This is a genomic window from Cognatishimia activa (assembly GCF_001458335.1).
Taxonomy (GTDB): domain Bacteria; phylum Pseudomonadota; class Alphaproteobacteria; order Rhodobacterales; family Rhodobacteraceae; genus Cognatishimia; species Cognatishimia activa.
Window position 1 is genome coordinate 110,219 of sequence record NZ_CYTO01000008.1, and the last position, 25,953, is coordinate 136,171.

At 54.7% G+C, this 25,953-nt stretch carries 25 protein-coding genes; 10 read left to right on the plus strand and 15 right to left on the minus strand.

Annotation, left to right across the window (positions count from 1 at the left end; all coding sequences use genetic code 11):
• The first annotated feature begins 3 nt into the window (after positions 1-3).
• The gene (locus TA5113_RS04030) at positions 4-498 is read left to right on the plus strand and encodes a L,D-transpeptidase family protein (protein WP_058313416.1); all 495 of its coding nucleotides are present in this window, start codon (positions 4-6) and stop codon (positions 496-498) included.
• Here the strand turns inward: TA5113_RS04030 and TA5113_RS04035 are convergent.
• Together TA5113_RS04035 and TA5113_RS04040 are read right to left on the minus strand one after the other, a co-directional pair.
• Positions 495-1,148: a YggS family pyridoxal phosphate-dependent enzyme gene (locus tag TA5113_RS04035; RefSeq protein ID WP_058313417.1), complete on the minus strand. Its 654-nt coding sequence runs from the start codon at positions 1,146-1,148 to the stop codon at positions 495-497. The genes TA5113_RS04030 and TA5113_RS04035 overlap by 4 nt on opposite strands.
• 110 nt (positions 1,149-1,258) lie before the next feature.
• Positions 1,259-2,185, minus strand: a complete 927-nt coding sequence (locus TA5113_RS04040) for a porin (protein ID WP_058313418.1) — start codon at positions 2,183-2,185, stop codon at positions 1,259-1,261.
• A 302-nt stretch (positions 2,186-2,487) separates the two neighbouring features.
• Here TA5113_RS04040 and TA5113_RS04045 point away from each other — a divergent pair, with 302 nt between their 5' ends.
• On the plus strand, positions 2,488-2,991 hold the full coding sequence (locus TA5113_RS04045; protein ID WP_058313419.1) for a DUF3576 domain-containing protein: 504 nt from the start codon (positions 2,488-2,490) through the stop codon (positions 2,989-2,991).
• 2 nt (positions 2,992-2,993) lie between these two features.
• Here TA5113_RS04045 and TA5113_RS04050 read toward each other — a convergent pair whose 3' ends face one another.
• Positions 2,994-4,253 carry a glycosyltransferase family 4 protein gene (locus TA5113_RS04050; protein ID WP_058313420.1) on the minus strand — a complete coding sequence of 420 codons (1,260 nt, stop codon included), beginning with the start codon at positions 4,251-4,253 and terminating at the stop codon, positions 2,994-2,996.
• Positions 4,254-4,434: 181 nt separating this feature from the next.
• Here TA5113_RS04050 and leuS point away from each other — a divergent pair, with 181 nt between their 5' ends.
• Genes leuS through holA form a run of 3 tightly spaced genes read left to right on the plus strand, consistent with a single transcriptional unit; the run spans position 4,435 to position 8,502 of the window.
• Complete coding sequence (gene leuS / locus TA5113_RS04055; protein WP_058313421.1) at positions 4,435-6,996, plus strand: leucine--tRNA ligase; 2,562 nt, start codon at positions 4,435-4,437, stop codon at positions 6,994-6,996.
• Positions 6,983-7,480 (plus strand): LPS assembly lipoprotein LptE, encoded by a 498-nt coding sequence (lptE, locus tag TA5113_RS04060; RefSeq protein ID WP_058313422.1) that lies wholly within the window; start codon positions 6,983-6,985, stop codon positions 7,478-7,480. The genes leuS and lptE overlap by 14 nt, the downstream gene beginning before the upstream one ends.
• Complete coding sequence (gene holA / locus TA5113_RS04065; RefSeq protein ID WP_058313423.1) at positions 7,477-8,502, plus strand: DNA polymerase III subunit delta; 1,026 nt, start codon at positions 7,477-7,479, stop codon at positions 8,500-8,502. Before lptE ends, holA begins: the two co-directional genes overlap by 4 nt.
• Positions 8,503-8,568: 66 nt before the next feature.
• Here holA and TA5113_RS04070 read toward each other — a convergent pair whose 3' ends face one another.
• The 4 genes from TA5113_RS04070 to mutY form a co-directional block, all read right to left on the minus strand.
• Positions 8,569-9,726, minus strand: a complete 1,158-nt coding sequence (locus TA5113_RS04070) for a TIGR03862 family flavoprotein (protein ID WP_058313424.1) — start codon at positions 9,724-9,726, stop codon at positions 8,569-8,571.
• Positions 9,723-11,045 (minus strand): mechanosensitive ion channel family protein, encoded by a 1,323-nt coding sequence (locus TA5113_RS04075; RefSeq protein ID WP_058313425.1) that lies wholly within the window; start codon positions 11,043-11,045, stop codon positions 9,723-9,725. Before TA5113_RS04075 ends, TA5113_RS04070 begins: the two co-directional genes overlap by 4 nt.
• 156 nt (positions 11,046-11,201) lie before the next feature.
• A complete protein-coding gene (locus TA5113_RS04080) occupies positions 11,202-12,350 on the minus strand; it encodes an alkane 1-monooxygenase (protein WP_058313767.1) in 1,149 nt (382 codons plus the stop codon).
• Between the two features lie 61 nt (positions 12,351-12,411).
• Positions 12,412-13,473, minus strand: coding sequence for an A/G-specific adenine glycosylase (gene mutY / locus TA5113_RS04085; protein ID WP_058313426.1), 1,062 nt, complete (start codon positions 13,471-13,473; stop codon positions 12,412-12,414).
• 86 nt (positions 13,474-13,559) lie between these two features.
• Here mutY and TA5113_RS04090 point away from each other — a divergent pair, with 86 nt between their 5' ends.
• Positions 13,560-14,060: a DUF721 domain-containing protein gene (locus tag TA5113_RS04090; protein WP_058313427.1), complete on the plus strand. Its 501-nt coding sequence runs from the start codon at positions 13,560-13,562 to the stop codon at positions 14,058-14,060.
• Positions 14,061-14,074: 14 nt separating this feature from the next.
• Positions 14,075-14,731 carry a thioredoxin domain-containing protein gene (locus TA5113_RS04095; RefSeq protein ID WP_058313428.1) on the plus strand — a complete coding sequence of 219 codons (657 nt, stop codon included), beginning with the start codon at positions 14,075-14,077 and terminating at the stop codon, positions 14,729-14,731.
• 50 nt (positions 14,732-14,781) lie between these two features.
• Here TA5113_RS04095 and lpxK read toward each other — a convergent pair whose 3' ends face one another.
• Positions 14,782-15,780, minus strand: a complete 999-nt coding sequence (gene lpxK / locus TA5113_RS04100; protein ID WP_058313429.1) for a tetraacyldisaccharide 4'-kinase — start codon at positions 15,778-15,780, stop codon at positions 14,782-14,784.
• Entirely contained in the window at positions 15,780-16,940 is a 1,161-nt protein-coding gene (locus TA5113_RS04105; protein WP_165589379.1) for a 3-deoxy-D-manno-octulosonic acid transferase, read from the minus strand. Before TA5113_RS04105 ends, lpxK begins: the two co-directional genes overlap by 1 nt.
• Before the next feature lie 204 nt (positions 16,941-17,144).
• Between TA5113_RS04105 and TA5113_RS04110 the strand changes: the two genes are divergently transcribed.
• Positions 17,145-17,888, plus strand: coding sequence for a glutamine amidotransferase (locus TA5113_RS04110; protein ID WP_058313768.1), 744 nt, complete (start codon positions 17,145-17,147; stop codon positions 17,886-17,888).
• On the opposite strand, the gene TA5113_RS04115 is transcribed toward TA5113_RS04110, so the two are convergent.
• The 3 genes from TA5113_RS04115 to TA5113_RS04125 all read right to left on the minus strand — a co-directional run bounded on the left by TA5113_RS04115 (position 17,885) and on the right by TA5113_RS04125 (position 21,631).
• Positions 17,885-18,667, minus strand: coding sequence for a 3'(2'),5'-bisphosphate nucleotidase CysQ (locus TA5113_RS04115; RefSeq protein ID WP_058313431.1), 783 nt, complete (start codon positions 18,665-18,667; stop codon positions 17,885-17,887). The genes TA5113_RS04110 and TA5113_RS04115 overlap by 4 nt on opposite strands.
• Positions 18,654-20,000: a TldD/PmbA family protein gene (locus tag TA5113_RS04120; protein ID WP_058313432.1), complete on the minus strand. Its 1,347-nt coding sequence runs from the start codon at positions 19,998-20,000 to the stop codon at positions 18,654-18,656. The genes TA5113_RS04115 and TA5113_RS04120 overlap by 14 nt, the downstream gene beginning before the upstream one ends.
• Before the next feature lie 122 nt (positions 20,001-20,122).
• On the minus strand, positions 20,123-21,631 hold the full coding sequence (locus TA5113_RS04125) for a DUF2125 domain-containing protein (protein WP_058316618.1): 1,509 nt from the start codon (positions 21,629-21,631) through the stop codon (positions 20,123-20,125).
• Positions 21,632-21,760: 129 nt separating this feature from the next.
• Between TA5113_RS04125 and TA5113_RS04130 the strand changes: the two genes are divergently transcribed.
• Both TA5113_RS04130 and TA5113_RS04135 read left to right on the plus strand, forming a co-directional pair.
• Complete coding sequence (locus tag TA5113_RS04130) at positions 21,761-22,513, plus strand: SDR family oxidoreductase (protein ID WP_058313434.1); 753 nt, start codon at positions 21,761-21,763, stop codon at positions 22,511-22,513.
• Positions 22,510-23,121, plus strand: coding sequence for an enoyl-CoA hydratase/isomerase family protein (locus tag TA5113_RS04135; protein WP_058313435.1), 612 nt, complete (start codon positions 22,510-22,512; stop codon positions 23,119-23,121). Before TA5113_RS04130 ends, TA5113_RS04135 begins: the two co-directional genes overlap by 4 nt.
• Positions 23,122-23,338: 217 nt before the next feature.
• Here the strand turns inward: TA5113_RS04135 and TA5113_RS04140 are convergent, their stop codons facing one another.
• From TA5113_RS04140 to TA5113_RS04150, 3 genes are all read right to left on the minus strand, one after another.
• Positions 23,339-24,448: a site-specific DNA-methyltransferase gene (locus TA5113_RS04140; RefSeq protein WP_058313436.1), complete on the minus strand. Its 1,110-nt coding sequence runs from the start codon at positions 24,446-24,448 to the stop codon at positions 23,339-23,341.
• A 151-nt stretch (positions 24,449-24,599) separates the two neighbouring features.
• Positions 24,600-25,232 (minus strand): ribonuclease HII, encoded by a 633-nt coding sequence (gene rnhB, locus TA5113_RS04145; protein ID WP_058313437.1) that lies wholly within the window; start codon positions 25,230-25,232, stop codon positions 24,600-24,602.
• A gap of 139 nt (positions 25,233-25,371) precedes the next feature.
• Positions 25,372-25,809 (minus strand): hypothetical protein, encoded by a 438-nt coding sequence (locus TA5113_RS04150; protein WP_058313438.1) that lies wholly within the window; start codon positions 25,807-25,809, stop codon positions 25,372-25,374.
• Between the last annotated feature and the right edge of the window lie 144 nt (positions 25,810-25,953).

The window sequence follows — 25,953 nt, forward strand, 5'->3', positions numbered from 1 at the left end:
GAAATGACTTTGACGCCGACCGGCCTGCGGTTTTTAGGGCGGCGCTTTCCTTGCGTGATCGGCAAGGGCGGTATCAAACACGACAAGCGCGAAGGTGATGGCGCAACTCCTGTTGGCAGGCATCGCATCGTTGGCATGATGTATCGGCCGGATCGTCTGGCTGCCCCCACGCGTTGGGCCGAGCCAATTGGGATTTCGGACCTGTGGTCAGACGACAGCGCGGATCCTTCATACAACCACTTGGTCCAAAGGCCGTATCAGCGGAGCCACGAGGTGATGCGGCGCGCGGATCCTTTGTATGACTTGGTTCTCATCACCGACTACAATTGGCCAGTCGCGACGCCAGGGGCCGGGTCAGCCATATTCTTGCATCAATGGCGTCGTCCCGGATATCCGACCGAAGGATGTATCGCTTTTGCACGAGAGCATCTGCATTGGATCGCCAAGCAGCTAAAGCCGGGCACCGTTGTCAATGTACCTGACAGGCTCGCGGACTAACCGTAGTCGCGCGCACCGAATATAGCAGAGCCAACGCGCACATGGGTTGCGCCCAAGGCAACTGCTTTCTCAAAATCACCGCTCATGCCCATCGAAAGGCCTTTCAGGCCGTTTCGCTCAGCGATCTTTTTTAACAGAGCAAAATGCAAGCTTGGCTCTTCATGCACCGGGGGAATGCACATCAGGCCCACAATCGGTAAATCCAATGCTTGGCAATCGGCCACAAACTGATCCGCTTCTGATGGAAGGACACCGGCCTTTTGGTCTTCTTCGCCGGTATTCACCTGAATGAAGAGGTCCGGACAGCTTCCGATCTCTTGGGCAAGCCGCCCGATTGTATTGGCCAGCTTGGGACGATCCAAAGAGTGGATTGCCTCGAACAACTGCATCGCTTGTCGCGCCTTGTTGGTTTGAAGCGGACCGAGCAGATGAACCTTTGCGTCAGGAAATGCTTCTAGGAAGTCCGGCCACTTCCCTGCGGCTTCTTGCACCTTGTTCTCACCGAACAGCCGATGACCTTCTTGCAGCACCGCTTCAACGCGCTCATTGGGCTGCACCTTTGAAACAGCAATGAGTTGTGTTTCGCCGGTAGACCGCCCTGCAAGTTCTTCAGCTTTGTGGATGCGCGCTTGGATTTCGGAAAGAGACATATGCCTGACCCTCGTAGTGCTTTTGGTCGGCACAGAACACCAAAAGCGGGCAAAAGAAAAGGGCAGGTCCGAGGACCTGCCCTAATTTGGGATCTTCGAATTCTAAAGAATTAGAACTTGAAGGAGATACCCAGGTCAGCAACGGTTTCGGAACCTGCGCCTAGATCGATGGAAGCAACGCCACCGGAGAGGGTCGCACCACCCAGATCGTAAGCTACGCCAAGGCCGAACGCTGACTGATCAGGAGCGTTGCCGTTCAGATCGTTAGCAGTGTAAACACCAGTAACGGTTACGTCGCCAGTTGTGTAGGACACATCAACACCGTAACCAGTGAGTTTGCCGAAAGTTGTGCTGTCGTGCTGAGCGTAAGTCGCACCAACAGAGAACGCACCCGCAGAGTAGCCAACTGTTACAGTGGACTGTGTGAAGTCAACACCACCAACCTGGCGGTCTGCATAACCAACAGCAAAGTCGAACGCATCTACAGTACCGGATACGCTTACAGCAACACCCGTGTCGGCGCCGGAGTTAGAGTCTGCGGACAGAGCAACAGCGATGTCACCGAAGGCGTAATCGACGCGTACATCGTCAGAGCCGCCAAGACCAGCAGCGCCACCGTCTGCCAGGTCGTCTACCAGATCGTCGACACCCAGACCGTCGTAACCAACATCTGCAACACCGCCAACAGCTTGTGCTTCACCGATGTCACCAACAGTCAGTGTCAGACCGTTGTAAGAAACGAATACTTCTGGATCGCTCGCGCCACCACCAGTTGTGTTCGCAGAGTCGTCAGAAGATGCGTCAAGATCGACGGACGCACCGAATGTCAGGCCACCGTCTGTTTCGCCTGTGCCAACAACGTCAATGTCGATTTCGTTGTGAACAGTTGTTTCGCCAGCGAATGTAGGCGCATCGATAGAGCCGTTAAACGCGTTGCCCTTGATACCCATGTTCGCGGAGCCGGACAGAGTGATTTCTGCGGAAGCAACACCTGCGGTCATAACCAGCGCGGTGGAAGCGAAGAGAACTTTTTTCATAGTTTTTCCCTCGGATTTTCTAATTTCAGCCCTAGCCGGGGAATCCGGAAAGGGTACGAGGAGGGTTTCGCCCTTTTCGGGGGTCCATTGCAAGCATGGCAAACACGCTGCCCGAATTGCGCCAGAAAGTTGGTGCATGTTTGTCACACTTCAATGTCACAGCGCCCGCACTCGGCGTAGTTTTGCCCAACTTGATGATGCTTATCAGCGAGATACTTGAAGCAGGAGGCGCACCAAAAAACCTTGCCCTACCAGCACAGCTTGGCTAGGACGGTACAGAACTGAGCAGATTGGGCGGCACCATGACTTTCAAATCCGTTGCGAAACTTACGATTCTCAGCATGGCGCTGAGTGCCTTGGTATCTTGCGGCGGCTTAGGTCGCGGAAATGATGCCAATTCGTATGGTCAGTCTGGGACCGCAAGCGACCCGACAAATAGCGCTGTCCCTGTTCAAGAACGCGAAACAACAATTTGGGATATCTTCCGTCGCGACAATAGCGACGTGACTGTGAAGGTGAACAAATACATCTGGGCTGCGTCGCTTGAGGTACTGGATTTCCTTCCAATTGAATCAGTTGACCCATTCTCGGGCGTAATTGTAACCGGTTATGGCACACCTCCAGGGGGAGGCACCTCTTACCGCGCAACTGTTTTGGTGCGTGATCCAGCATTGGATGCGCGGTCCCTTCATGTGGCGATGCAAAATCGTGGTGGTCGGGCTGTATCTGCCAGCACGGTGCGCGCTGTAGAAGACGCGATTCTTGCACGCGCGCGTCAGCTCCGCATCCGCGACGGTCGCTTCTAAGCCTAAATTTCGGTGCCGCCGGGCTCCATTTCCGCAAGCTGATTGATCCAATCCAACTGCATTGGCAGACATTTGGTTTTTAGGTCAAAGTTACGGACGATAAGGTTGCGCGCATTTGCGCCAAGCGCGTGTCGCGCGCGCTCATCATTCAACAGGTCAGCGATTTCAGACGCCAATCCCTCTTGATCAAAAAAATCAACGAGGCGGCCCGTCCGGTCATGATCGATCACCTCGCGCACAGGCGCTGTATCGCTCGCAACAATCGCAGCACCGATGCTCATGGCTTCCAGCAATGACCACGACAATACAAATGGATAGGTCAAATAGACATGCACCCGAGCGATCTGCAGCAAATTTAAGAAATTGTCGTACGGAACCTTGCCGACAAAGTGGACACGCGCCCAATCCAGGTCCGAAATCTGCCCCCGCACTTCATCTATAAATATCTGCTTCCAAGTTTGGCCCTCTGGTGCGGCCGTCCCGTATGAATGACCGTCCCCGCCGACAATGACTATGTGAGCTTTAGGGCGCTCGACCAAAAGCTTTGGCAGCGATCTCATAAACACATGATAGCCACGATAGGGTTCGAGATTGCGGTTCACGAAGGTGACCACCTCATCCGCACAAGACAGGGTGAGGGACTCTGACACTTTAAACGTCGCTTCAGGATTCGGAGCTGCCTGTTCAGTATCAATCCCATCGTGAATCACAGAGATTCGGTCTTGGTACTTCTTTGGATAGGTGCCCGCCTGAAAGTGTGTTGGGCTTATCCCCATATCCCCGAGAGGATAATGCAGCGCATTGTTGAGGTTCTTCAGCCGCAACCTGAGCGGATCAAATGCCCCCGCTGGATTTGGAAACTCCGGATCAAATCCAACATCATCCGCGCTCGGTTGATAGAAAAGCTCATAGTACAAACCGATACGCGCCTTAGGCCAGACGTCGCGCAGGAACATAGCCTCTCCCCAACCGGGATGCGCTACAATCACGTCAGGAGAAAACCCGCGTTCTTTCAGATCCATCGCTGCAATCATGCAGGATTCTGCGCGGATCACTTTAGTGTCCAAATCCATCAGCCAAGGATGGGTGCCGCCGCCCTGCTTGCGCTTGATCGTGTATGGCAAAACATCGACACCTTGCCATTTCGTTGGCTTTTTCACGCGCAAAGTCAGTGCAACGCAGCGATGACCTTGGGCAGCCAATGCCGCAGCGAGGTTTTTGTATTGCCCAGGGAAATTCTGGTGAATGAAAAGAATATTCATGACTGCCCGCCCCCTGAAATCGCCATACCGTGGTTATAGCCACCTCTTATTCGCACGGGAATCGGCATTTTTTCCTTAATGCACTGGACCAAGTCGTCGCCTCGCCCTATCACCTTCGCGACCAGCCCGCTGGATTAGATCAGGATCGGGCCAGAGACAGAAGAGAAAAGGGTTTCCCCGCATGACGCGTTACACCCCCGCCGAGATCGAAGCGAAGTGGCAAGCTGCCTGGGATAAGGCAGACACTTTCAAAGCCGTGCGCGATGAGAGCAAGCCAAAATATTATGTGCTTGAGATGTTCCCTTACCCATCCGGCAAATTGCACATGGGCCACGTGCGCAATTACACCATGGGTGATGTGATCGCGCGCTATAAGATGTCCACGGGTCATAACGTGCTGCACCCAATGGGTTTTGACGCTTTCGGGATGCCTGCAGAAAACGCTGCTATGGCGTCTGGCGGTCACCCGAAAGACTGGACCTATTCCAACATCGACACGATGGTCGAACAGATGAAGCCCCTTGGCCTCTCGCTTGACTGGTCGCGCATGTTTGCAACCTGCGACGTGGACTACTACGGCCAACAACAAGCTCTGTTCCTGGATATGCTGGAAAAGGGTCTGGTCTATCGCAAAAACGCCGTCGTCAACTGGGACCCGGTCGACATGACCGTTCTGGCCAACGAACAAGTCGAAAACGGCCGCGGCTGGCGGTCTGGCGCGCTGGTAGAGCGGCGCGAGCTGACTCAATGGTTCTTTAAAATCTCTGACATGTCCGAAGAGTTGCTGGCCGATCTGGACAAGCTGGAAAACTGGCCCGCCAAAGTGCGGCTTATGCAGGAAAACTGGATCGGCAAATCACGCGGTTTGCAGTTTGGTTTTGAACGCACCGATGGCGAAGACCCAATCACAGTTTATACAACGCGCCCCGACACGCTGATGGGGGCATCTTTTGTCGGTATTTCGCCAGACCACCCGATTGCGAAACAGCTGGAGAAAGAAAACCCAGAGGTCGCGGCTTTTGTCGCGGAGTGCCGCAAGGGTGGCACCACTGAAGAAGCCATTGAGACCGGCGAAAAGCTTGGCTTTGATACCGGCATCAAGGTGAAACACCCGCTCGACCCAAACTGGGAGCTGCCAGTTTGGATCGCGAACTTCATCCTGATGGATTACGGCACAGGCGCGATTTTTGCGTGTCCTGCCCATGACGACCGCGACTTTGAATTTGCCACCAAATACGACTTGCCGATCATTCCAGTGTTCGAACCAGCGAATGGTGACGCGGTCACCGGCGCTTATGTGCCCGGTAAAACGGACAAGGTGAACTACGTCAAAGGCTTCAGCGCAAGCGGTGAAACCACCGGCGAGGACGCAGTCAACGCTTCCGTTGATGCGGCCGAAAAGGCTGGCTGGGGTGAAGGTGTCACCAAATACCGCCTGCGCGATTGGGGTCTGTCTCGTCAGCGCTATTGGGGCTGCCCAATCCCAGTCGTGCATTGCGACGATTGTGGTGTGGTTCCTGAAAAGAAAGAGAACCTACCAATCGAGCTGCCTTATGACGAAGACGGCAAACCGATTGATTTTTCTGTACCGGGCAACCCGCTGGACCGCCATCCAACGTGGCGCGACTGCACCTGCCCGAAATGCGGCAAACCAGCGAAACGCGAAACCGACACGATGGACACGTTTGTGGACAGCTCTTGGTATTTCGCCCGCTTCACCGCGCCTCAGGCCAACACGCCAACCGATCTTGCAGACGCCAACTACTGGATGAATGTCGATCAATATATCGGCGGCATCGAGCACGCGATTTTGCACCTGCTCTATTCCCGCTTTTTTGCGCGCGCGATGAACATCACAGGTCACTTGCCTGAAAAGTCTAAAGAGCCGTTTGATGCGCTCTTCACACAAGGCATGGTGACCCACGCGATTTACAAGCGTGATCAGCAAAATGGTCGTCCAATTTATTATTACCCAGAGCAAGTCGACCTGCGCGACGGCAAGGCTTTCTTGAAAGAAGACGGGGCAGAAGTGGACGTTGTGCCATCCGCCAAGATGTCCAAATCCAAGAACAACGTTGTTGACCCGTTGGCAATTATCTCGGCCTATGGCGCGGACACCGCCCGTTGGTTCGTTCTGTCTGACAGCCCTCCAGAGCGTGACGTTGAATGGACAGCATCTGGCGCGGAAGCGGCATTCAAACACCTGAACCGTGTTTGGAACCTGTGCGATAAAATCGGCGCGATGGACCCGGACGCCAAGGGCCAAGGCGACGAGGATTTGCTGCGCGAAATGCACAAAACCATCCGCGACGTGACTCTGGGTGTGGAAAGCTTCGGCTTCAACGCCGCGATTGCCAAACTTTATGGTTTCACCGCGGTGCTGAACAAATCCAAAGCAGGTGCCGCTGCCCAAAAAGAAGCGATCACGACGCTTGCCAAATTGATGTCGCCAATGACACCCCATTTGGCCGAAGACATTTGGGCGCATCAAGGCGGAGAAGGCCTGATCGTCGACGCTGCTTGGCCGGTCGCCGACGAAGCAATGTTGGTTGAAGCAAACGTAACCCTTCCGATCCAGATCAACGGCAAACGCCGCGCTGAAATCAGCGTGCCAAAGGACATGCCTAAGGAAGAGGTTGAAAAACTGGCGCTATCACAGGAAGCTGTTGTCAAAGCGCTGGATGGGGCCCAGCCGAAAAAGTTGATTGTCGTCCCCGGTCGGATCGTGAATGTCGTCATTTAACCGCCGCTCTTTGCTCTTAATGGCCGCTGGCCTGCCGTTTGTGGCGGGCTGCGGTTTTGAGCCAGTTTATGGCACGGGCGGTGCCGCTTTGAACCTGCGCAATACCGTGCTGGTAGACGCGCCAAACAATGAGGATCAGTTTGAGCTGGTCCGGCAGCTCGAGCACCGGCTTGGCGCTGCCAACAATGCGCGCTTCGGCCTTTCTGTCGCGCTCGACATACGCGAGGAAGGTGTCGCCCTGACCTCTGACAACCGCACCACACGCAAAGAAGTGATTGGTTCCGGCACCTATGCGCTGAGGGATCTGGACAGCAAAGAAGTGCTGATCTCTGGCAAAGTTGACAGCTTCACAGGTTACTCCACGACTGGTTCCACCGTGTCTGAAATCGCTGCACGCCGTGATGCGCGTCGCCGTTTGATGATTATCTTGGCTGACCGGATCACAACTGAGCTTATCGCCCAAGCGGATGCACTGCCCGCATGAAGCTAAGCGCGCGCGATGCAAGCCGTTATTTCGGCAAACCGGACCCCGACAAAACCGGGCTATTGATCTTCGGCCCTGACGCCATGCGTGTGGCTCTCAAACGTCAGGAAGTCATCGCAGCACTTATCGGACCTCAAGGCGAAGAAGAAATGCGCCTTACACGCATTCCCGGTGGTGACTTACGCAAAGATCCGGCCCAATTGGTGGATGCGATCAAGTCTGTTTCGTTCTTCCCCGGGCCTCGCGTTGCCTTTGTCGAAGATGCCAACGATAATGCAGCACCTGCAATTCTTGCAGCGCTCGAAGATTGGGTGCCGGGTGATGCCCAAATCATTGTCTCTGCGGGTCAACTCAAAGCATCCTCAAAGATCCGCAAAGCCTTTGAAGGCCACAAAAACGCCTATGCGGTTGGTATCTACAATGACCCTCCAAGCCGCGAAGAGATCGAAGCAGAACTTGCAAAAGCGGGCCTCACTCAAATTGATCGCGACGCAATGACAGACCTGACCAATCTCTCTCGCGAGCTTGATCCGGGTGATTTCCGCCAGACGCTAGAAAAGCTCGCGCTTTATAAATTTGGTGACACCAGTCCCGCCACATCCGACGATGTCGCCGCCTGCGCACCGACGTCAACGGAAGCGGCCCTAGATGACGTGCTCAATATTGTTGCCGAGGGGCGCGCCCAAGAAATCGGGCCGGTCATGTCCAAGCTGCAGGCACAGGGCACCCAGCCGGTGGGCCTTTGCATCGGCGCAACCCGTCACTTCCGCGCGCTCTACACAGCAGCTTCAGACCCAGGTGGAGCATCCCAAGGCATCTCTCGCATGCGCCCCCCAATTTTTGGCCCAAGACGCGACCGGATGGTACGACAAGCGTCTGGGTGGGGAGCACCAAAGCTCGAGCAAGCCCTGACGATCCTAACAGACACGGACCTACAACTTCGAAGCGCAGGTCAAAACGCCCCCGCCATGGCTCTGGTCGAACGCGCACTCTTGCGCCTTGCCATGCTTGCAAGACGATAAAACCGCTTTCTTGTTGGCCAAAATATCCTGGGGTGAATGGCGCAACGCGCCAGAGGGGCAAAGCCCCTATGCTCCTAACCGTCGCACGGCAGCCCGCCCCGCCCAAAGTCCGGTCGCCAAACACGCGGTCAAAAGGTAGCCCCCTGTCGGCGCTTCCCAATCCAGCATCTCTCCCGCAGCAAACACACCCGGGCGTTCTTTGATCATCAAGTCGTCGTCAAGCGCATCAAAACGCAACCCACCCGCCGTTGAGATCGCCTGATCCAGCGGCTTTGGACCTTTGATCGCAATCGGAAGCGCTTTTAAAAGTGGCGCTAAGTCATCGGGCAACGGGCGCCCAAATTCCATCAACAACGCCTGTTTTATGGGATCGAGCTTCAATCGTTTTCTCAAGATATTCGCCAGGCTTTGCTTGCCACGCGGTGCCGCAAGCCGCGAGCGTATCTGGTCAACTGACAGATCTGGAAATAAGTCGAGCTTCAATTCTGCCCCGTCACGTAGGGGACTGGAGATTTCATAAACCCCACCGCCTTCAATGCCGCTTTCCGAGATCACAAACTCGCCGCGCCCAACATGATCACCGGCGATCAATCGGACGCCTTTGACGGGCCTACCGAAATGCTTGGTCATGTGAGAGGACCACTGAACCACGAAACCCATATTGGCGGGTTTGATCGGGGCAATTGGCAAGCCAGCGACATCGATCCAAGCCCCGTCGGAACCGAGACGCGCCCAACTTGAACCACCGCAAGCCAACACCACCACGTCGGCGGTTAATGTCTGACGGCCCTCTGGAGTTTCGAACACATATCCGTTGTCAATTGCGACCCAGCGATGCTGTTTCAGCAGCACAACGCCTTGGTCTTCTAGTCGGCCTAACCAATTGCGCAACAAGGGCGAAGCCTTCATCACTTTTGGGAAGACGCGTTTGGTCGAGCCCGTGAACAACTCCTGTTCCAGCCCGTGTGCCCAGTCCTTTACATCTTGCGGACCAAAGGCTGTCACCATTGGGAGGAGATGGCCTTGAGCCTCACCATAGGCCTGCATGAACTGTTTTAATGGCTCGTCTTTGGTCAGGTTTAGCCCTGATTTGCCTGCCATGAGAAACTTGCGCGCTGCACTTGGTTTGGCCTCAGCGATCTTCACCGGATAGCCAGCAGCGGAAATGGCGTCAGCCGCCATGAGACCCGCAGGGCCCGCACCAATGATTAGGGCTGATTTCATTCTTCCAAACGCGGCACTTGGCCTTTGAATTCCACAACACGGTGCGGATATGGGATTTCAATGCCGTTTTCTTTCAAGGCATTCCACACAGCGAACAGAACCTTAGGAGTGAACTTGTTTTTACCGTCATCAATGCCGTTGACCCAGAACTCCACAGCGAAGTCGATGCCAGAATCGCCAAAGCCACGCAGTTCGCAATCAGGGCCATCAGGATCATCTAGAACAAAGTCCAGCTTGGAAACCGCGTTTTCGATGATCTCCGGCACCTGATTAATGTCCGTGTCATAACTCACTGAAAACGGCGCCTCATAGCGGTTGGCAGACCCGCTATCGGAGTAATTCACCACCCGCGTCGTTATGAAGTCTTCATTTGGTACAACAATCCAACGGCCATCAAAGGTCTCTAAGATGGCCGCGCGCGCGGTCATTTTAACAATTGTGCCCGCTTCGCCGCCATCAAGCTCAACATAGTCGCCAACCGTGGCCTGCCCTTCAAGCAGCAGGATCACACCCGAGATGAAGTTGCTGGCAATCTTTTGCAGACCAAAACCAAGACCCACGCCAATGGCACCACCAAGCACTGCAAGCGATGTCAGTGAGATGCCCATGATGTTCATCAGCAACAAGAAGGCGACGCCGAAAATAGCAATCTCACTGGCTTTTAACGCCAGCTCTCGCATGGCCGGGCGCATCTCGGATTGGTTTTTGATAAAGGTTGTCGATTGGGTATTTGACCAACGGCCCAGCCAGAAAATGACTCCCCCTACGACCACAAAACGCACGAGGAAAAGCAATGAGAAGCTGAGGTTGCCAAGTGGAATGATAGTTTCATCCAGTTTCACCATCACGGGCCCGAGCAGGCCCAGCGCGTAAATGGCAGCTAGTGGGATCAGCAAATACCGCCCCAACAGCTGCATAAAGCCGTCTTTGACGACTTCTTTCACAAGAATGCGTACGGCGAGGAAGAGGAAGACACGCTTACCAAAGGCGATAACCGCGCCGGAGCCAAATAGGCTGCGTGTGATATTTTCTCCTAGACCAGTCAGCGCGAAAGCCAAGAGCGGGAGGAGAAGAGGTACAAATTGAAGAACAAACCGGCGCGCTTTTGCGAGAATGGATTGGCTTTCGGCATCCGGCGTCAGCCACTTCGTCAGCAGCGGCCTAAGTCTTTTGCTGAGCCAAAGTGCAATAAGGAAAGCGCAAACCAGCAGGCCAAACTGTGACCACGCGGCGGGGCTCAGCGCCCAGCTCTTTGCGATGGCCAGACCTTGGTTCCAATAGTCCAACATCTGCATCACAATTTCTGGCTGATTTTCCATAGCCTGCCCCTCGTTAATCGCAACACGTCCGCCCTGTCTTGCCCAATGCGCCCTGAAAGCTCAAGAAGAACTGTACTTTTGCACACGAGACAATTGGGGCTTTGCCCCCTTCGCCTTCGGCGAATTCCCCCAGAGTATTTTTACAAAGGTGAAGGATTAGCGCGGCAGTGGATTGGTTGCGTTCTTATAAGGCAACCAGTCGGTTATGTTCGGGTAATACTGTTTGCGCCACGCACGCACCCTGGGGTTCATGACGCGACGCCAGATCGGAGGCACCATCGCTGCCATGGTCATAATCGGGTAGCCAAATGGCAGCTGAGGCGCTTCATCGTCGCGATAGTTCTGCAAAAGCGGAAAGCGGCGATCAGGTTTGTAGTGGTGATCAGAATGGCGTTGCAGATTGATCAGCAACCAATTTGATGCTTTGTGAGCGGCGTTCCAACTGTGGTGCGGTTTTACATGTTCATATTTGCCATCTCCGAGATGTTCTCGGGTGAGGCCATAATGCTCGACATAGTTCACCAACTCTAATTGCCAAATGGCGACACCGGCTTGCAGCAGGAACAATCCAAGGCCAGTCCAACCGCCAATCACAATTGCGTACACCAGCATCAGCCCCTGCAAAACCCAATATCGCATGAATGGATTGATTGGGCTGTACCAATGTTTCCCGCGCCGTTTTAGCATCGCTTTTTCAGCGGCAAAGGCGCTAAAGAGCGACTGCCCAAGCACGCGAGGGAAAAAGCGGTGGAAGCCTTCGTTATAGCGGGCAGTCACTGGATCTCGTGGTGTGCCCACATAGCGGTGATGCACCAAAAGATGCTCGCTACGGAAATGAGAATAGAGAACCATGGACAGCAGAATGTCACCAAGCCAACGTTCATACTTGTTGGGCTGATGCATCAATTCATGGCTGAAGTTGATACCTATGGTGCCGGTCATGACTCCTATACCAAAAAACAAAGCCGCCAATTCGCTGCCGCTGAGATGGTCCGATGACAGCACGTAGATCATCACACCGAAAAGCGTGACAAACTGCAGTGGCGGCCAAATCAGAGTAACAAACCGATACCAGAACAGCGCTTCGACAGGCGTGTTCGGGTCTAAGTTTTCCTTATTTAACCCTGTAATGGCGTCCAAAAGCGTGAACAGATTCCAGGTCGCCATGGGCACGGCAACCAACCACCAGCCACCGTTAATCGCGCTGATCCAAACCAATGGCACCAGCAAGAGCGGCATCCAAAACGGGATCGCTGCCCAGAGTTTAGCAGCGGAGCTATGCCCTATATTTGTGTCATCTGTCATGGCGGCCCCATTTTGCTCGAACACGCGCGTTGCCGCATCATGCGATGCAATGAACGGCGGATCAATTCCCGGCTTTGACGAAAGCGAGATCAAAGGCCTTGCGCATCACAGTTGGGAGGTCACTTGGGCGAAAGTCCTGCTGTGCTACGAAATCGCCTTGGTTCGGAGTGCGATCCATCGGCACAAGGGCGGTTTTCACGGTGAGCTTTAAGTGAAAATGCGTGAATGTGTGGCGTGCCTCTGTCGGCAATGTCTTCCATTCTGCGCTTATAGGCTTTTGGTGCTCGGCCACCTTTGCTTCCTGCCATTCAGACCCGGGCCAGCCCAGCATGCCACCCAAGAGACCCTTGTCTGGGCGGCGTTCTAATAGAAACGCACCATCCACGCGGCGCGCCACATAGATTGTGCCCACGCGGGTTGGCTTGGGCTTTTTAGGTGTTTTCTTAGGCAGTTCGGCCGCTGTGCCTTGGCGTCGTGCAATGCAAGGGCTACGCCATGGGCAAATGCCACATGCCGGATTTTTCGGCGAACAGATTGTAGCGCCAAGGTCCATTACAGCTTGGGCATAGTCGCCGGGGCGCTTGCTTGGTGTGAGGGCTGCCGCCCGTTCGGTCAGCTCCGGTTTTGCAGCGGGCAGCGGCGTGTGAATGTCATACAGGCGCGACATCACCCGTTCCACGTTGCCGTCGACAACTGTTGCAGCTTGATCAAAGGCGATGGCACTCACTGCGCCCGCCGTATAGGGGCCGACACCTGGCAGCTTCAGGAGGTCTTCATAGGTGTCCGGAAATACGCCCCCAAGCTCATCCGTAACGTGGCGCGCACATTTCAGCAAATTGCGCGCGCGGGCATAATAGCCGAGACCAGCCCACTCTCCCATGACGTCTTCGTCTTTCGCCGCTGCCAAGTCCTGAACGGTCGGCCAGCGTGTGGTGAAGCGCAGGAAGAAATCTTTAACAGCGGCGACAGTAGTCTGTTGCAGCATGATTTCAGACATCCAAATACGGTAAGGATCTGGCGCAACACCAGCCTTTCGATCCGCCGGACCAACGCGCCACGGCATTTTCCGGGCATGCTGATCATACCAGTCCAACAATTCAGCGGCTTTCGGCTGGTCACGCAACTGTTATACCCTCTGCTACAAACTGGCTCTGGTCATGGCGTCAATGCGCTTTACAATAGCGCGAAACGAAAGGATGCAAGACCCCGATGCGGAGATCCTCCTACAAAGGCTTTCAGCGCACGTCTACCCTACTCAGGGATCGAATCCGCAAGACGGGTGAAACCCGCGGGTTTGCGGTGACACGTGTGCTGACTCACTGGGCGGAAATCGTGGGCGAAGAGACTGCATCAATCTGTAAACCTGTCGATGTGAAATATGGACGGCAGGGGTTTGGAGCGACGCTTACGTTGCTCACGACCGGGGCCCAAGCACCGATGCTTGAGATGCAAAAAGAAAAGCTGCGCGAACGCGTGAATGCAGCCTATGGCTATAACGCGATTACCAAAATGCGTATCACTCAGACCGCACCGACAGGGTTTTCAGAGGGCCACGCCCGGTTTGCGCCGGAACCCAAGAAAGCCAAACCAAAACCCAGCCCAGAAGTTCAAAAAGAAGCCCATGACATGGCCGCGCCTGTTCAAGACAGCGGCCTAAGAGAAGCGCTTGAACAGCTGGCCTCAAATGTCTTATCGAAATCAAAAACCTAAGGATAACCCCTAAAATGAAGCGTTTGATCCCTTTTCTTGTGGTGATCGCAATAGCCGTCGCTGGCGGTGCTTACTTCCTGACACAAGGCAGTGAACCTGCGAATGCACAGACCGCGACCGAATCCACCGAGGCCGCAAGCGTTGACACATCTGGCATTCCAGACATGGTGCTCGGAAATGCAGATGCCCCGATTACCGTGATTGAATATGCGTCCTACACCTGCCCGCATTGCGCAACGTTCCATGAGAACACCTATCCGCAACTGAAAGCGGACTACATCGACACCGGCAAGGTGAAGTTCGTTTTCCGCGAGATCTATTTTGATCGCTTTGGTCTATGGGCCTCAATGATTGCCCGTTGCGGCGGTCAAGAACGGTTCTTTGGCATCACTGATCTGTTGATGAAAGGCCAATCCAACTGGGCACGCGCAGGTGATCCAGTCGCAATCGCCGACGAGATCAGGAAAGTTGGTCGTTTGGCGGGCCTTCAAGATGAACAATTGCAAGCTTGCTTGCAGGATGAAGACAACGCCAAAGCTCTGGTGGCGTGGTATGAACAGAATGCCACAGCGGATGACATTAGCAGCACGCCAAGTTTTGTGATCAATGGCACAAAATACGGCAACATGTCCTATGAGGACTTCAAAGGCGTGCTTGACGGCCTGCTGTAATCTCAAAAAATTACGAAAAGAAAAGAACGTCCCTGCATTTCGTGGGGGCGTTATTTTTTGGCCAGAAGTCTATCAAGGAGTTGGTCGACCGGGGACCATTCTTCTAACTCAAGCCGTACCGGCAGTGTCAGAACCCGGTGTCGGTAGGCAATTGGAAGTCGCACTGCGTCTTTCTCAGTGGTGACAAGCTGTGCACCCAAGCGGTCTGCATCCGCGTCCAGTCGGGCAAGCAGGCTACTAGTGAGCGGTTGATGATCGTCTAGCGCATGGGTTTGAACGAGCGTGGCCCCGAGACCACGCAAAGTCGCGAAGAACTTCTCTGGATAACCTATACCGGCGAAGGCCAAGAACGGTGTTCCTGTCCAGTCCATGCCTGTCTGAAGGGGCTCTAAAGCACCCTTGGCTTGAGGGGTGGAAATCTGATCACCCCAACGAGAGGAAAATGCGGATTGGGATTGGGCATCTCCAATGGAAAGCACCAAGTCTGCGCGCGATAGGCCTGCGCCAACGGGTTCTCTTAGTGGTCCAGCAGGGATACATCTCCCGTTTCCGAAGCCGCGCGCGGCGTCCACCACAATAATCGATGCGTCCTTATGTAAGGTCGGATTTTGGAACCCGTCATCCATTAAGATGATCTCGGCCCCGGCTTCCTGCGCCATACGCGCCCCCGCGGTTCTATCTTTGGCGACCCAGGTCGGCGCAAAAGCCGCTAATAGCAGCGGTTCATCTCCGGTTTGCGCGGCCTTATGGGTACGCTCATCCACTCGAATTGGGCCTTCTAGGGAACCACCGTACCCTCGCGTTACAACATGTGCGTCGACCCCGCGCGCCTGAAGCCTTTGAAGCAGCGCAATTGTTGTTGGGGTTTTCCCTGTACCACCGGCATTCAGATTGCCAATGCAAAGCACCGGGATATCCGCGACAAAATCCGCAGACTTCGAAACCCTCTTTGCGGTGGCACGCCCGTAAAGGCAGCCAACGGGCGCCAGTAACCTCGCCTGCCACCCAGGCGCATTCTGCGGATTGTTCCAAAAACTGGGTGCGCGCATTACGGAGAACCTCTTTCGTCCATTGCGTCATTGAGATGATCGACAATCCGGTCGGTGACCAATGCCCCTTCTGAGATTACTTCCCACCCCGCATGCACCATCTTGGCAACTTTGTCAGGTGCCAGAAGTCCCGCTACGGCAGCTGACAAAGAATTGGCATCTTTCACAATTCGCGCCGCGCCTGCTTGCGCCAAACGCGAGTAAGCCTCCAGATAGTTTCGCACCCCTGGGCCATAGAGCACCGCAGATCCGAGCGCAGCGGCTTCAAAAGGATCGCGACCACCTTGGCCCGAGATCAATGAGCTACCGACAAAGCTCATCGGAGCAATCCGGTAGAACACGCCCAGCTCCGCAGCATCTTCAGCAAGCAGGATATGTGCTTTTTCGTCGGGCATCTCCCCATTGTCCCAAAGCGCTACACGCCATCCACCCTCTTCGCACGCGGTCAATGCAGCACCGGCATCCAACGGATCATCAGGCACGATGATCAACAACATCCGCGGTGATAATTTTATGCTCGCTTTATGGGCGGCAAGCACAGCGTCCAATTCCCCTGTCTGCACGCGCGATGCAAGCCAAACCGGACGCCCCTTTAACGCCTCGCCTAGGTCCTCGAGATCCGTTTCCGAACACGCTAATGCGGGGCTATTTTCTTGCAGCGCCCCGCTGTCTTCCACCGGGCCATACATCCCAACCATACGCCTTATACGGAAGCCACTCGCTGCATCCCGGGCATAGATGCGGGTAAACAACTGCAAGGTCGCGCGCAAAGAATCCGGCAACCAGCGTGTCTTGCCTTCGATTTTCAACTCGTCCGCATCCACGAGCACCGATGGAAAGCCTTGTTTCTGCGCGCCATGCAAAAGCGAAGGCCTCAAACCAGGACCAACCCAGATCAGGCATGCCGGTTGCCAGTGGTTCAAGAACTTGGAAACGTCCTTAGGGTTTTCCGACGGCGGGTGATCTAAGATCACTTCATCTGGCAACCCTGCCGGCGCGGTCACGTCTGCAGACAGCGTCAGCAATAACTGCGCCTTGGTGCGCTGAGCCGCAAGGCGCTGCCCCAGTTGCACCAATTCCAACGCACGTTCTGGATCTGAACAATGCAGCCAGATCAGCGCACTCCCTGCCTGTGGCAGAAGCTTAGGTTCGTAGCTCAATGGTTCTCGTCGAGCCAACGTAAGATAGCTTGTCAGGGATAACGATGGTGCCATAAGGGTTCGGATCGGCTCGATAGTTTTGGGCATTTCGCCCTGTCTGGGTCAAACTATTGGCTTCACCTCGCAGTCACAAGGGGCATGCCGCCCGTTGACCTAAGGGGCCCAATCGGGCACCACGGCTAAAGTTAAGCCCAGAGACCAATGATGAAGCCCTTTCTGATCCTGCAATTGCGCCCGGAACCCGAAGCCAGCGACAACGAATTCGTCGCAATCCTAGAGAAATCAGGGTTGAGCGAAGCGGACACACATCGGATTCAGTTGGATCACGAAAGCCTCCCTGCCGATCTCAGCTTGGACGACTACTCTGGGATCATCGTTGGAGGCGGCCCGGGCTGTGTGAGCGACACACCAGAACAAAAAACGCCGATTGAAGCAAAAATCGAGGAAGCGATCCTGTCTCTGATGCCCGAAATTACGGAGAGAGATTATCCATTCCTGGGCTGCTGCTACGGGATTGGCGTCTTGGGCCATCATCTTGGCAAAGTCGTGAACAAGGACAATTACTCTGAGCCAGTGGGCGTGGCTTATTGTAACCTAACAGATGACGGTGAAACCGACCCGCTTATGGATGGCGTTCCGACGGAATTCGAAGCTTTTGTGGGGCACAAAGAAGCAATGCAGCGACTACCTGAAGGCTGCGTTCATCTCGTTTCTGCACCGACCTGCCCCTACCAAATGGTGCGCTACGGCCAGAACGTTTATGCGACACAATTCCATCCGGAGGCTGATGCCGACGTCTTTGAATTCCGCATTCTGCTTTATAAGCACAACGGTTATTTCCAACCGGAACGCGCGAATGAACTCATTCAAATGTGCAAAGATGCGAACGTCTTTGCACCGGAACAAATTATGCGGAATTTCGTGAAGCGTTATCAGCGCGACGGTTAACGCAATGCGGAAATGATCTCTGAATGCAACGCACGGTTGGCAGCAACGGTGCCTGCCACACGGGGATCTTGGTTGTTGAAAATCAACGCAGCACCAGTCTTATCCGTTGCTCTTACGCCAGCCTCTTCCAAGATGATCGCGCCTGCTGCAATGTCCCATTCCCACGTGCGTCTTAAGGTGAGCATGGCATCAAAACGACCTTGCGCGACCAGTGACAAACGGTATGCGAGTGATGGACGATGACTACGCTTGATGCTGGGAAGCGTAGTCCAATGCCTTGCTTCCATTGCAGGTCTTGCTGCTAGGACTTCGGCGTCATGGAGCGATTTCTTTTTGCTTGGCGCAATCAATTCATCATTTAACCGCGCACCCAAACCATGCGCTGCCGTATATAACTTCTCGCGCATTGGCAGGAACACAACACCGGCAACGACCTCGCCATTCTCAGCGATCGCTAAAGAATGAGCCCAGGTGCTACTGCCTTCGATAAAGCTGCGTGTGCCATCAATCGGGTCGATGATAAAAACCCGTTCTTTTCCCAGACGCTCGCTGTTCGGAGGCGTTTCTTCACTCAGCCAACCATAATCAGGCCGCGCCGCTTGAAGCTCTGCTTCCAACATACGGTTCACGGCGAGATCCGCCTCGGTCACAGGCCCAGCGCCATCGGGCTTATCCCAGACTTCAGGATCCGCATTTGCAAAAGGCGTTGCAATCCGACCGGCCTCGTGGGCCGCGTCGATCAGAAGTTTGAGATCTTCAGAATAATCATTGGCCGGCAAGGGTCATCCCTTCGACCAGCAAGGATGGCACCACGCGAGAGAGATGCTCACGCGCATCATTGGCTGGAACAATGCTACGTAGCATGTCGCGCAAGTTTCCCGCGATGGTGCACTCATTCACCGCATGGGTGATTTCGCCATTCTCCACCCAAAGCCCAGCTGCACCACGAGAGTAGTCGCCAGTGTTCGGATTGATGGTTGAGCCAATCATCGATGTCACCAGAAGCCCGGTGCCCATGTCTTTGATCAGTTCATCTCGGGACTTCTTGCCTTGGGTGAGGGCCACGTTCCAAGTGCTAGGTGACGGCGGACCGCTGACACCTCGCGCCGCGTTCGCCGAGCTTTCCAGCCCCAGCTTACGAGCGTTTGCTAAATCCAACGTCCAACCGGTCAAAACGCCATCATCAACAATGGCACGCTTGCGTGTCGCCAAACCTTCTGCGTCAAAAGGACGAGAGCCTGAGACGCGCGGGCGTAATGGGTCTTCAATCAATGAGATGCCCTTTGGCAGAACATCTTGGCCCAGCGCATCCAACATCCAGGAAGAACCGCGAGCGATTGCGGCACCGTTCACCGCGCCAAGCAAGTGACCAATGAGCGAGCTGGAAATGCGTTCATCAAACAAAACAGGAAAGGCGCCTGTCTTAGGCTGTTTCGCGCCTTGTCTCGCCAAAGCGCGTTCGGCTGCGGTCCGTCCAATCTCAGTTGGTGCGCGTAGATCGCTTTGGAACACCCGGCCATCACCATCGTAATCCCGCTCCATCTCTGCGCCCGTGCCAGCAATCGCTACACAGGACGTGCCGCGGTCTGTGCGCGCATAAGCACCTGAAAACCCGTTGGTGGCAGCAAGGTGAACACGGGTTTCTCCATAGCCTGCTGACGCAGCCTGAACCTGTGAAATCCCATCTACTGCAAGTGCCGCCGCTTCTGCCGCTGCGGCATCCGCTTGCAAGGCTTCCGGCGCAGGTTCCGGTGTTGCGTCAAAGATTTCCAAAGCCTCGACGTCCCAGTTTTTGGCTAGCTGCGATGGATCTGCCAGTCCAATATAAGGGTCTTCCGGTGCCTCTTTCGCCATGGCCACGGCCCGCTCGGCCATAACTTGGATGGTTTCTGCGCTTGTATCGGAAGCAGAGACATTTGCCTGCCGCTGGCCAACCAAAACACGCAGACCAATATCGGTTCCTTCGGAACGCTCTGCATGTTCCAAAGCCCCTCCGCGCACATCGATTGAGACCGAGGTTCCCTGCAGCGCCATTGCATCCGCCTCATCCGCACCTGCACGCTTTGCGGCTTCGATCAATTGGCCTGTCAGGTCTTCAAGATTGATGGTCATCCCGTCTCCGAATTTGGTTTCCCTTGAGGTAGACTGCCCCACCCCTCAAAGCAAGCGTTGCGCTGCGACAAAACAAAAGGCCGCCCAATGAAGGGCGGCCCATCATTCAAACCTGGTAAGCGTCAGCGCAGGCGTTGGCCGTTTGCAAGAACGTGACCCTGCTCATTGACTTCGATCGTTGAGTTCAGCTCGTCTTCCGCAGGTCCTGGACGGGCGAAGAGACCCATCATCATACGTGCCCCCATGGCTTCTTCTTGGCTCACGAAACCCATCTGGATGACTTTATCGAGCAAAGCATTGCCACCCAGCAGGCGGAAATCTGCGGCCCCTTCCGGGCGCGGCATGCCATCAAAGCTCTCTAGATCTGAGTTGTCGAAGGTGAAATCACCAGAGCCGGTAAGTTCCGCACCCGCGATTTCGACAACGAGTTCGGACAAGGTCAGAGCGGTCAACTCGCCAGGGAACTCTTCACTTTCTTCAAGAGACGGATCCATCAGATCTTTGAACAGACGGGTTTTACCATCAATATCAAAGCTGACTGTTGCCGCATCGCGAGGCAAGATGGCGGATGGGTCAAAGATGTTCCACAGCATATCGGGAACGATCAAACCGCCAAGCGTCATACCCAGCGCGAAATCCTGCTCTTGCTCGGATGCCGCCATTGGCATCACAAATTCATAACCGATCTCTTCCATTGTGAATGAGATCGGGAATGGGATCTCGCCACCCACCAGGTTCACAGAAAGATCTGCAGCCCCACCCGCATATTCAAGACCGGCTTCCGACACGGCGACTTTCAACTCACCGGCACCGTTTGATGTTTCAATATTTGTCGGCTGACCGTCTTCCACAATTGTCATCTGAAAATCAGCGCCGGCCTGACGGAAGGTCCCGTCCATCGCGAAGCCGCTTTTGAACAGAGCGGCGGGATCTTCCATATCAACGCCGATCGGAATAACTCCGCCCCCGTCAAATTGAAGCCCTTCGATGCCTCCAGTCATAACCACATTCGCATCTTCGGTCGGATCAACCACGCGAAGCTCATAGGTGACACCCTGCGCTGACATAGTCTGTTGTGTTTCGCGCGCATCGCCCAAAGCCATAGTGGATTGACCGATTAGATTATCAAACGTCATAACCGCCTGAAGGTCTTCCGGTGTGTCCTCGCCCGCATCAAGCTCAAGCAGCTCAAGCGCCATTGAAGCGGCCGTGTAGCTGTAGGTCATGTTTTCTGGCGAGCCCGAAACGATGGTCGACATGCCTGTCAGACTCCAGCCCAGTGACACATTAAACGCATCACCTTCGGGCGATTGACCATCAATCGTCATCACCGATTGCTCAGGCATCCCAATAGAAACCGTTCCGTCACCTTGGTCGGTGAAGGTCAGCTCTGGCATGGTCATAGAAACCGAGCTGTCATCTTGCGGGATATCAAGGGACATTTCGATATCGGCAACCGTCAATGTATCACCGGACCGGCTTTCAGTTCCTGTAATGGTATAACCGAAATCCTCCATATAGGATTTCCAATCGTCCCAAACCTCTTGGCCTGAAATATCCGCGACACTCGCGGAGGCAGAAAATACGCAGGCCAGCGCGGTGGCCCCAGCGAATTGAGTCCAACGTGACATGAAAACCCCTTCCCAAAATAAAATTCCCATTTAACTTCGGGGCTCTGGAGCGCAGGGTCAAGAGGCAAGGGCTGGACCAAGCGAAACGCCATAGCTACCAATGGCACAAATCCATTTCAGGAGGCCCAGATGGCCAATTTACAGGACAAAACTGTTTTGATCACTGGCGCAAGCCGGGGAATTGGTGCCGCCGCCGCGCGGGTTTTCGCCGATGCGGGCGCGAATGTTGTGCTGGTGGCGCGTAGCGAAGACGCAATCGCTGATCTCACCGCAGAGATCGGCCCCAAAGCCATGGCCATTCCATGCGACGTAAGCCGCTTTTGGGAAATGCAGACCGCGGTGAACGCTTGCATAAGTACCTTCGGCGGGATCGATGTTTTGGTCAATAATGCCGCTCTATTGCAGCCAATCGCGCACCTGTCTGACGCTGACCCTGACGCTTGGGGTCATCTAATTGATGTCAATGTCAAAGGCGTTTTCAACGGGATGCGTGCAGCCATGCCAGCCATGATCGAAAATGGTGGCGGGACAATCCTGACCGTTGGCTCCGGCGCCGCGAGCAACGCATATGAAGGCTGGAGCGCATATTGCGCGTCAAAAGCCGCCGCTCTTATGCTGACCAAGTCGATCCACGCGGAAGCCCATGACAAAGGGATCCGCGCGATCAGCCTTTCGCCCGGCACTGTCGCAACCCAAATGCAGCGCGACATTAAAGCGAGCGGCGTGAACCCCGTATCAGAGCTTGATTGGGAAGATCACGTGCCACCGGAATGGCCCGCGAAAGCACTTTTGTGGATGTGTAGCGCTGAGGCAGACCCATGGTGCGGCGATGAGATCAAACTGCGCGACGAAGAAGTTCGAAAGAAAGCTGGCATCCTGTGATTAAACTGACGAAAGAACACAATGGTCTTTGGGTCGTGACAATCGACCGCCCAGCGAAAGCCAATTCGCTCACCGAAGCGATGCTGACAGAACTGGCTGACATTGCGGAAACTGCGGCGGAGGCGCGCGCCATTATCTTCACTGGCACCGGCAAAGTCTTCAGTGCTGGTGCTGACTTGGATGAGGCTCGTGCGGGTCTTGCCATAAGCCCGGTATGGGAGCGCCTGTCTTCCGCGGTTGCAAGCCTACCAGGTCTTACGATCGCTGCGCTTAATGGCACACTTGCCGGTGGTGCGAATGGGCTGGCCCTTGCCTGCGACCTACGCATCGCTGTGCCGACCGCCAAGTTCTTTTATCCGGTTATGAAATTGGGCTTTCTTCCCCAACCTTCTGACCCCAAGCGCATGGCTGCCCTAATCGGCCCCGCGCGCACCAAACTCATTCTCATGGGCGGCCAAAAGATCACTGCAGAAGAAGCGCTTCGTTACGGCCTAATCGACCGTATCGTTGAACCCGAAGACCTCATGGATACCGCACGATCGCTGACTGAAGACACACTCGCCGCCACCCCTGAAATCGCGCAAGGCATAAAAGCACTCTGCCAATAACGCTTTCTTTTTGGCGCAAATATCCTGGGGGAATTCGCCAATAGGCGAAGGGGGCAAAGCCCCAAATCTCAAATGAAAAAAGCCCCGCCAAAGGGCGGGGCAAGGTATGGTGCCTTGTGTAAGTCAGTCCACAGGCACCGGCGGTACCTCAATTAAATCGGGTCATGGTCAGGGTCGCTGAGGCAACCCCGCCACGGTTTTCCTGTGTTCTTTAAGGCTAGTTCGGACGCGCCATTTCAGCGCGAATTTCTTGGCGAAGAAGGTCGATAGGAACCTTTTTACCTTCTTTCTTGTAAGTCCAATAGGTCCAGCCATTACAGCTCGGCGCGCCCTCATAGGCGGCGCCCACTTGGTGGATAGACCCTTTAACGTCTTTGCCAACCAATGTGCCGTCGGCGCGTACCTTTGCCTTGTAGCGGCCGTTCATAGAGGTCAGCTCTTCGCCAGGACGCAGCATGCCGCGTTCGACCAATTGACCAAAAGGGACACGAGGTTGCGCGCGTTTTGATGTAGAGACCTCGAGCGCTTCTTTGTCGTATTTTTTAACAGACTTGATACGCTTCTCGGCGACCTTGCGATATTCTTCTTCACGTTCAATGCCGATGAACTCGCGGCCCAGCATCTTCGCAACGGCACCGGTGGTGCCTGTGCCAAAGAATGGATCCAGCACCACATCACCTGGGTTGGTGGAGCCAACCAACACGCGATGCAACAGGCTTTCAGGCTTTTGCGTCGGATGCGCTTTTTCACCGTTTTCGTTTTTCAGACGCTCATGACCCGTGCAAATCGGAAGCACCCAGTCAGAACGCATTTGCACGCCTTCGTTCAAGGATTTCAGCGCTTCGTAGTTGAAAGTGTATTTGGAACCTTCGGACTTGGACGCCCAAATCATGGTCTCATGTGCGTTGGTGAAACGTTTGCCGCGGAAGTTCGGCATTGGGTTGGACTTGCGCCAAACCACATCGTTCAGAATCCAGAAACCTTGGTTCTGCAGCTCGGCGCCCATGCGGAACACGTTATGATAGCTGCCGATAACCCAGATCGCGCCAGTTGGCTTCAAAAGGCGACGCGCCGCCGCCAGCCATTCGCGGGTGAATTTGTCATATGCGGCGAAAGAAGAAAACTGATCCCACTCATCATCAACCGCATCTACTTTGGAGTTGTCCGGGCGATGCAGATCACCCTTCAGCTGCAGGTTATAAGGGGGATCGGCAAAGATCAGGTCGACAGAATTCTCAGGCAGAGAATTCATCACCTCAATGCAATCGCCATCAAGAATCGTGTTTAGAGGGAGCGCCGCCGCGCCCTTCTTCCTAGGTTTCGTCATGTAACTGCCTCAATAGCAACGGCGGATTTTTCCGCTCATATTTTAGTGTGGCCGATTTTTCGGCTCATGTTTTGGTAACCCGGTACTTTTGTACTCTTTGGTTATCCACAGGATCAACGAAACGTGAATCGAGGTCAATTTATATTTTGAATCAGGATGTTATGTTTTTCTCTTGATACAAGATGTTGTGTACCGGGGCGAATGAACGCCGATGATGTGGTGTTACGCCAAGATTTTTGAGTGCTTCGCGGTGCTCAACCGTAGGGTAACCAGCGTTTCTTTCCCATCCATATCCGGGAAACTGTTGCGCCAAAGACTCCATCAAACGGTCGCGCCTTATTTTCGCCACAATCGAAGCCGCTGAAATTGAAACACTTTTTGCATCCCCCTTCACCACACCTTCGGCGGGAATATTCAGTCCTTTGGGGATGAATTTACCGTCCACCAATGCGTAGTCGGCGGGGGACTTGAGGTCATGTACCGCGCGGCGCATGGCCAACAAACTCGCCTGTAGGATGTTGATCTGGTCAATTTCTTCGACAGTTGCTTCGCCAAAGCCCACATCTGCGACTTCGAGGATTTGCTCATAAAGGCTCTCACGACGCTTAACGCCGAGCTTTTTGGAGTCGTTAAGCCCTTCTGGAATACGATCCGGGCTTAACACCACCGCCGCCGCCATGACCGGCCCGGCCAAAGGGCCACGCCCGACTTCATCAACACCGACAACCGAGGTCGCCCCTCGAAAGATCGCCAGCTGCTCCAATTCATAATCAGGCTTACTCATGGGGTTCCACAAAGCGCAGTTCCGGAAAACCCGCAAGAAAAAACCGGCGCCACACACGGAGCGCCGGTTCTTCGGAACGACCAACCTGGACGAAAGTGGGGGATGCGGATCGCCCGTTCCTGTGCTCGACCTCAAACGCTTAGGACGCGATGTAGAAGCCTTTGTTGCGCAGGCAACGCATCTGGTATCCGCGACGTACACCATTGTCGGTGCGCACGCGGGTGCGGCAGGACTCTGGCAGGCGATTTACATGGCTGTAATGCTTGTTCAGACAGTTACGTCCCATCATGCGCACACGGCCATCCCAAGTGTGGTGGCGACGCAAGCAACGCCCTGGCAGTGCCTTGGAAAAGCGTGGTTTTGGTTTCGGCGTGTATTTTCGACCAGGCTGGTATTTTTCTGACGCCTGCGCATCAGAGTCGCTGATCGCTTTACCAATGATAATCAACGCAGTCGCGCCAAACAGAAACTTTGCGAGATCATCATTGCCCGCTTTGGCAGGAGATGCAGTTGCAACAGTGATCCCTGTTACGGCAACCGCCGCGATCAAGATGGATTTAATGAACTTCGTGGACATGGTGCATGGCCTTTCGTGTCAGGTGTGATTCCTTTGTCCGCCGTGTTGGCGAAGCTGATAACCTCACCCTGACCTGACCCACAAAAGTCACGCAATAACGTCCCTATGATATTGAATATCACCCTCGGAAATGCCTGTTGTTAT

Excerpts from the sequence above, each read along its gene's own strand:
- TA5113_RS04080 (WP_058313767.1), bottom strand. The coding sequence starts at position 12,350 with ATGACAGATGACACAAATATAGGGCATAGCTCCGCTGCTAAACTCTGG.
- rnhB (WP_058313437.1), bottom strand. The coding sequence starts at position 25,232 with ATGAGTAAGCCTGATTATGAATTGGAGCAGCTGGCGATCTTTCGAGGG.
- TA5113_RS04110 (WP_058313768.1), top strand. The coding sequence starts at position 17,145 with ATGAAGCCCTTTCTGATCCTGCAATTGCGCCCGGAACCCGAAGCCAGC.
- TA5113_RS04150 (WP_058313438.1), bottom strand. The coding sequence starts at position 25,809 with ATGTCCACGAAGTTCATTAAATCCATCTTGATCGCGGCGGTTGCCGTA.
- lpxK (WP_058313429.1), bottom strand. The coding sequence starts at position 15,780 with ATGCGCGCACCCAGTTTTTGGAACAATCCGCAGAATGCGCCTGGGTGG.
- TA5113_RS04125 (WP_058316618.1), bottom strand. The coding sequence starts at position 21,631 with ATGTCACGTTGGACTCAATTCGCTGGGGCCACCGCGCTGGCCTGCGTA.
- holA (WP_058313423.1), top strand. The coding sequence starts at position 7,477 with ATGAAGCTAAGCGCGCGCGATGCAAGCCGTTATTTCGGCAAACCGGAC.
- TA5113_RS04035 (WP_058313417.1), bottom strand. The coding sequence starts at position 1,148 with ATGTCTCTTTCCGAAATCCAAGCGCGCATCCACAAAGCTGAAGAACTT.
- TA5113_RS04050 (WP_058313420.1), bottom strand. The coding sequence starts at position 4,253 with ATGAATATTCTTTTCATTCACCAGAATTTCCCTGGGCAATACAAAAAC.
- TA5113_RS04045 (WP_058313419.1), top strand. The coding sequence starts at position 2,488 with ATGACTTTCAAATCCGTTGCGAAACTTACGATTCTCAGCATGGCGCTG.
- TA5113_RS04030 (WP_058313416.1), top strand. The coding sequence starts at position 4 with ATGACTTTGACGCCGACCGGCCTGCGGTTTTTAGGGCGGCGCTTTCCT.
- TA5113_RS04075 (WP_058313425.1), bottom strand. The coding sequence starts at position 11,045 with ATGGAAAATCAGCCAGAAATTGTGATGCAGATGTTGGACTATTGGAAC.
- TA5113_RS04140 (WP_058313436.1), bottom strand. The coding sequence starts at position 24,448 with ATGACGAAACCTAGGAAGAAGGGCGCGGCGGCGCTCCCTCTAAACACG.
- TA5113_RS04095 (WP_058313428.1), top strand. The coding sequence starts at position 14,075 with ATGAAGCGTTTGATCCCTTTTCTTGTGGTGATCGCAATAGCCGTCGCT.
- TA5113_RS04070 (WP_058313424.1), bottom strand. The coding sequence starts at position 9,726 with ATGAAATCAGCCCTAATCATTGGTGCGGGCCCTGCGGGTCTCATGGCG.
- leuS (WP_058313421.1), top strand. The coding sequence starts at position 4,435 with ATGACGCGTTACACCCCCGCCGAGATCGAAGCGAAGTGGCAAGCTGCC.
- TA5113_RS04090 (WP_058313427.1), top strand. The coding sequence starts at position 13,560 with ATGCGGAGATCCTCCTACAAAGGCTTTCAGCGCACGTCTACCCTACTC.
- lptE (WP_058313422.1), top strand. The coding sequence starts at position 6,983 with ATGTCGTCATTTAACCGCCGCTCTTTGCTCTTAATGGCCGCTGGCCTG.
- TA5113_RS04040 (WP_058313418.1), bottom strand. The coding sequence starts at position 2,185 with ATGAAAAAAGTTCTCTTCGCTTCCACCGCGCTGGTTATGACCGCAGGT.
- TA5113_RS04130 (WP_058313434.1), top strand. The coding sequence starts at position 21,761 with ATGGCCAATTTACAGGACAAAACTGTTTTGATCACTGGCGCAAGCCGG.
- TA5113_RS04120 (WP_058313432.1), bottom strand. The coding sequence starts at position 20,000 with ATGACCATCAATCTTGAAGACCTGACAGGCCAATTGATCGAAGCCGCA.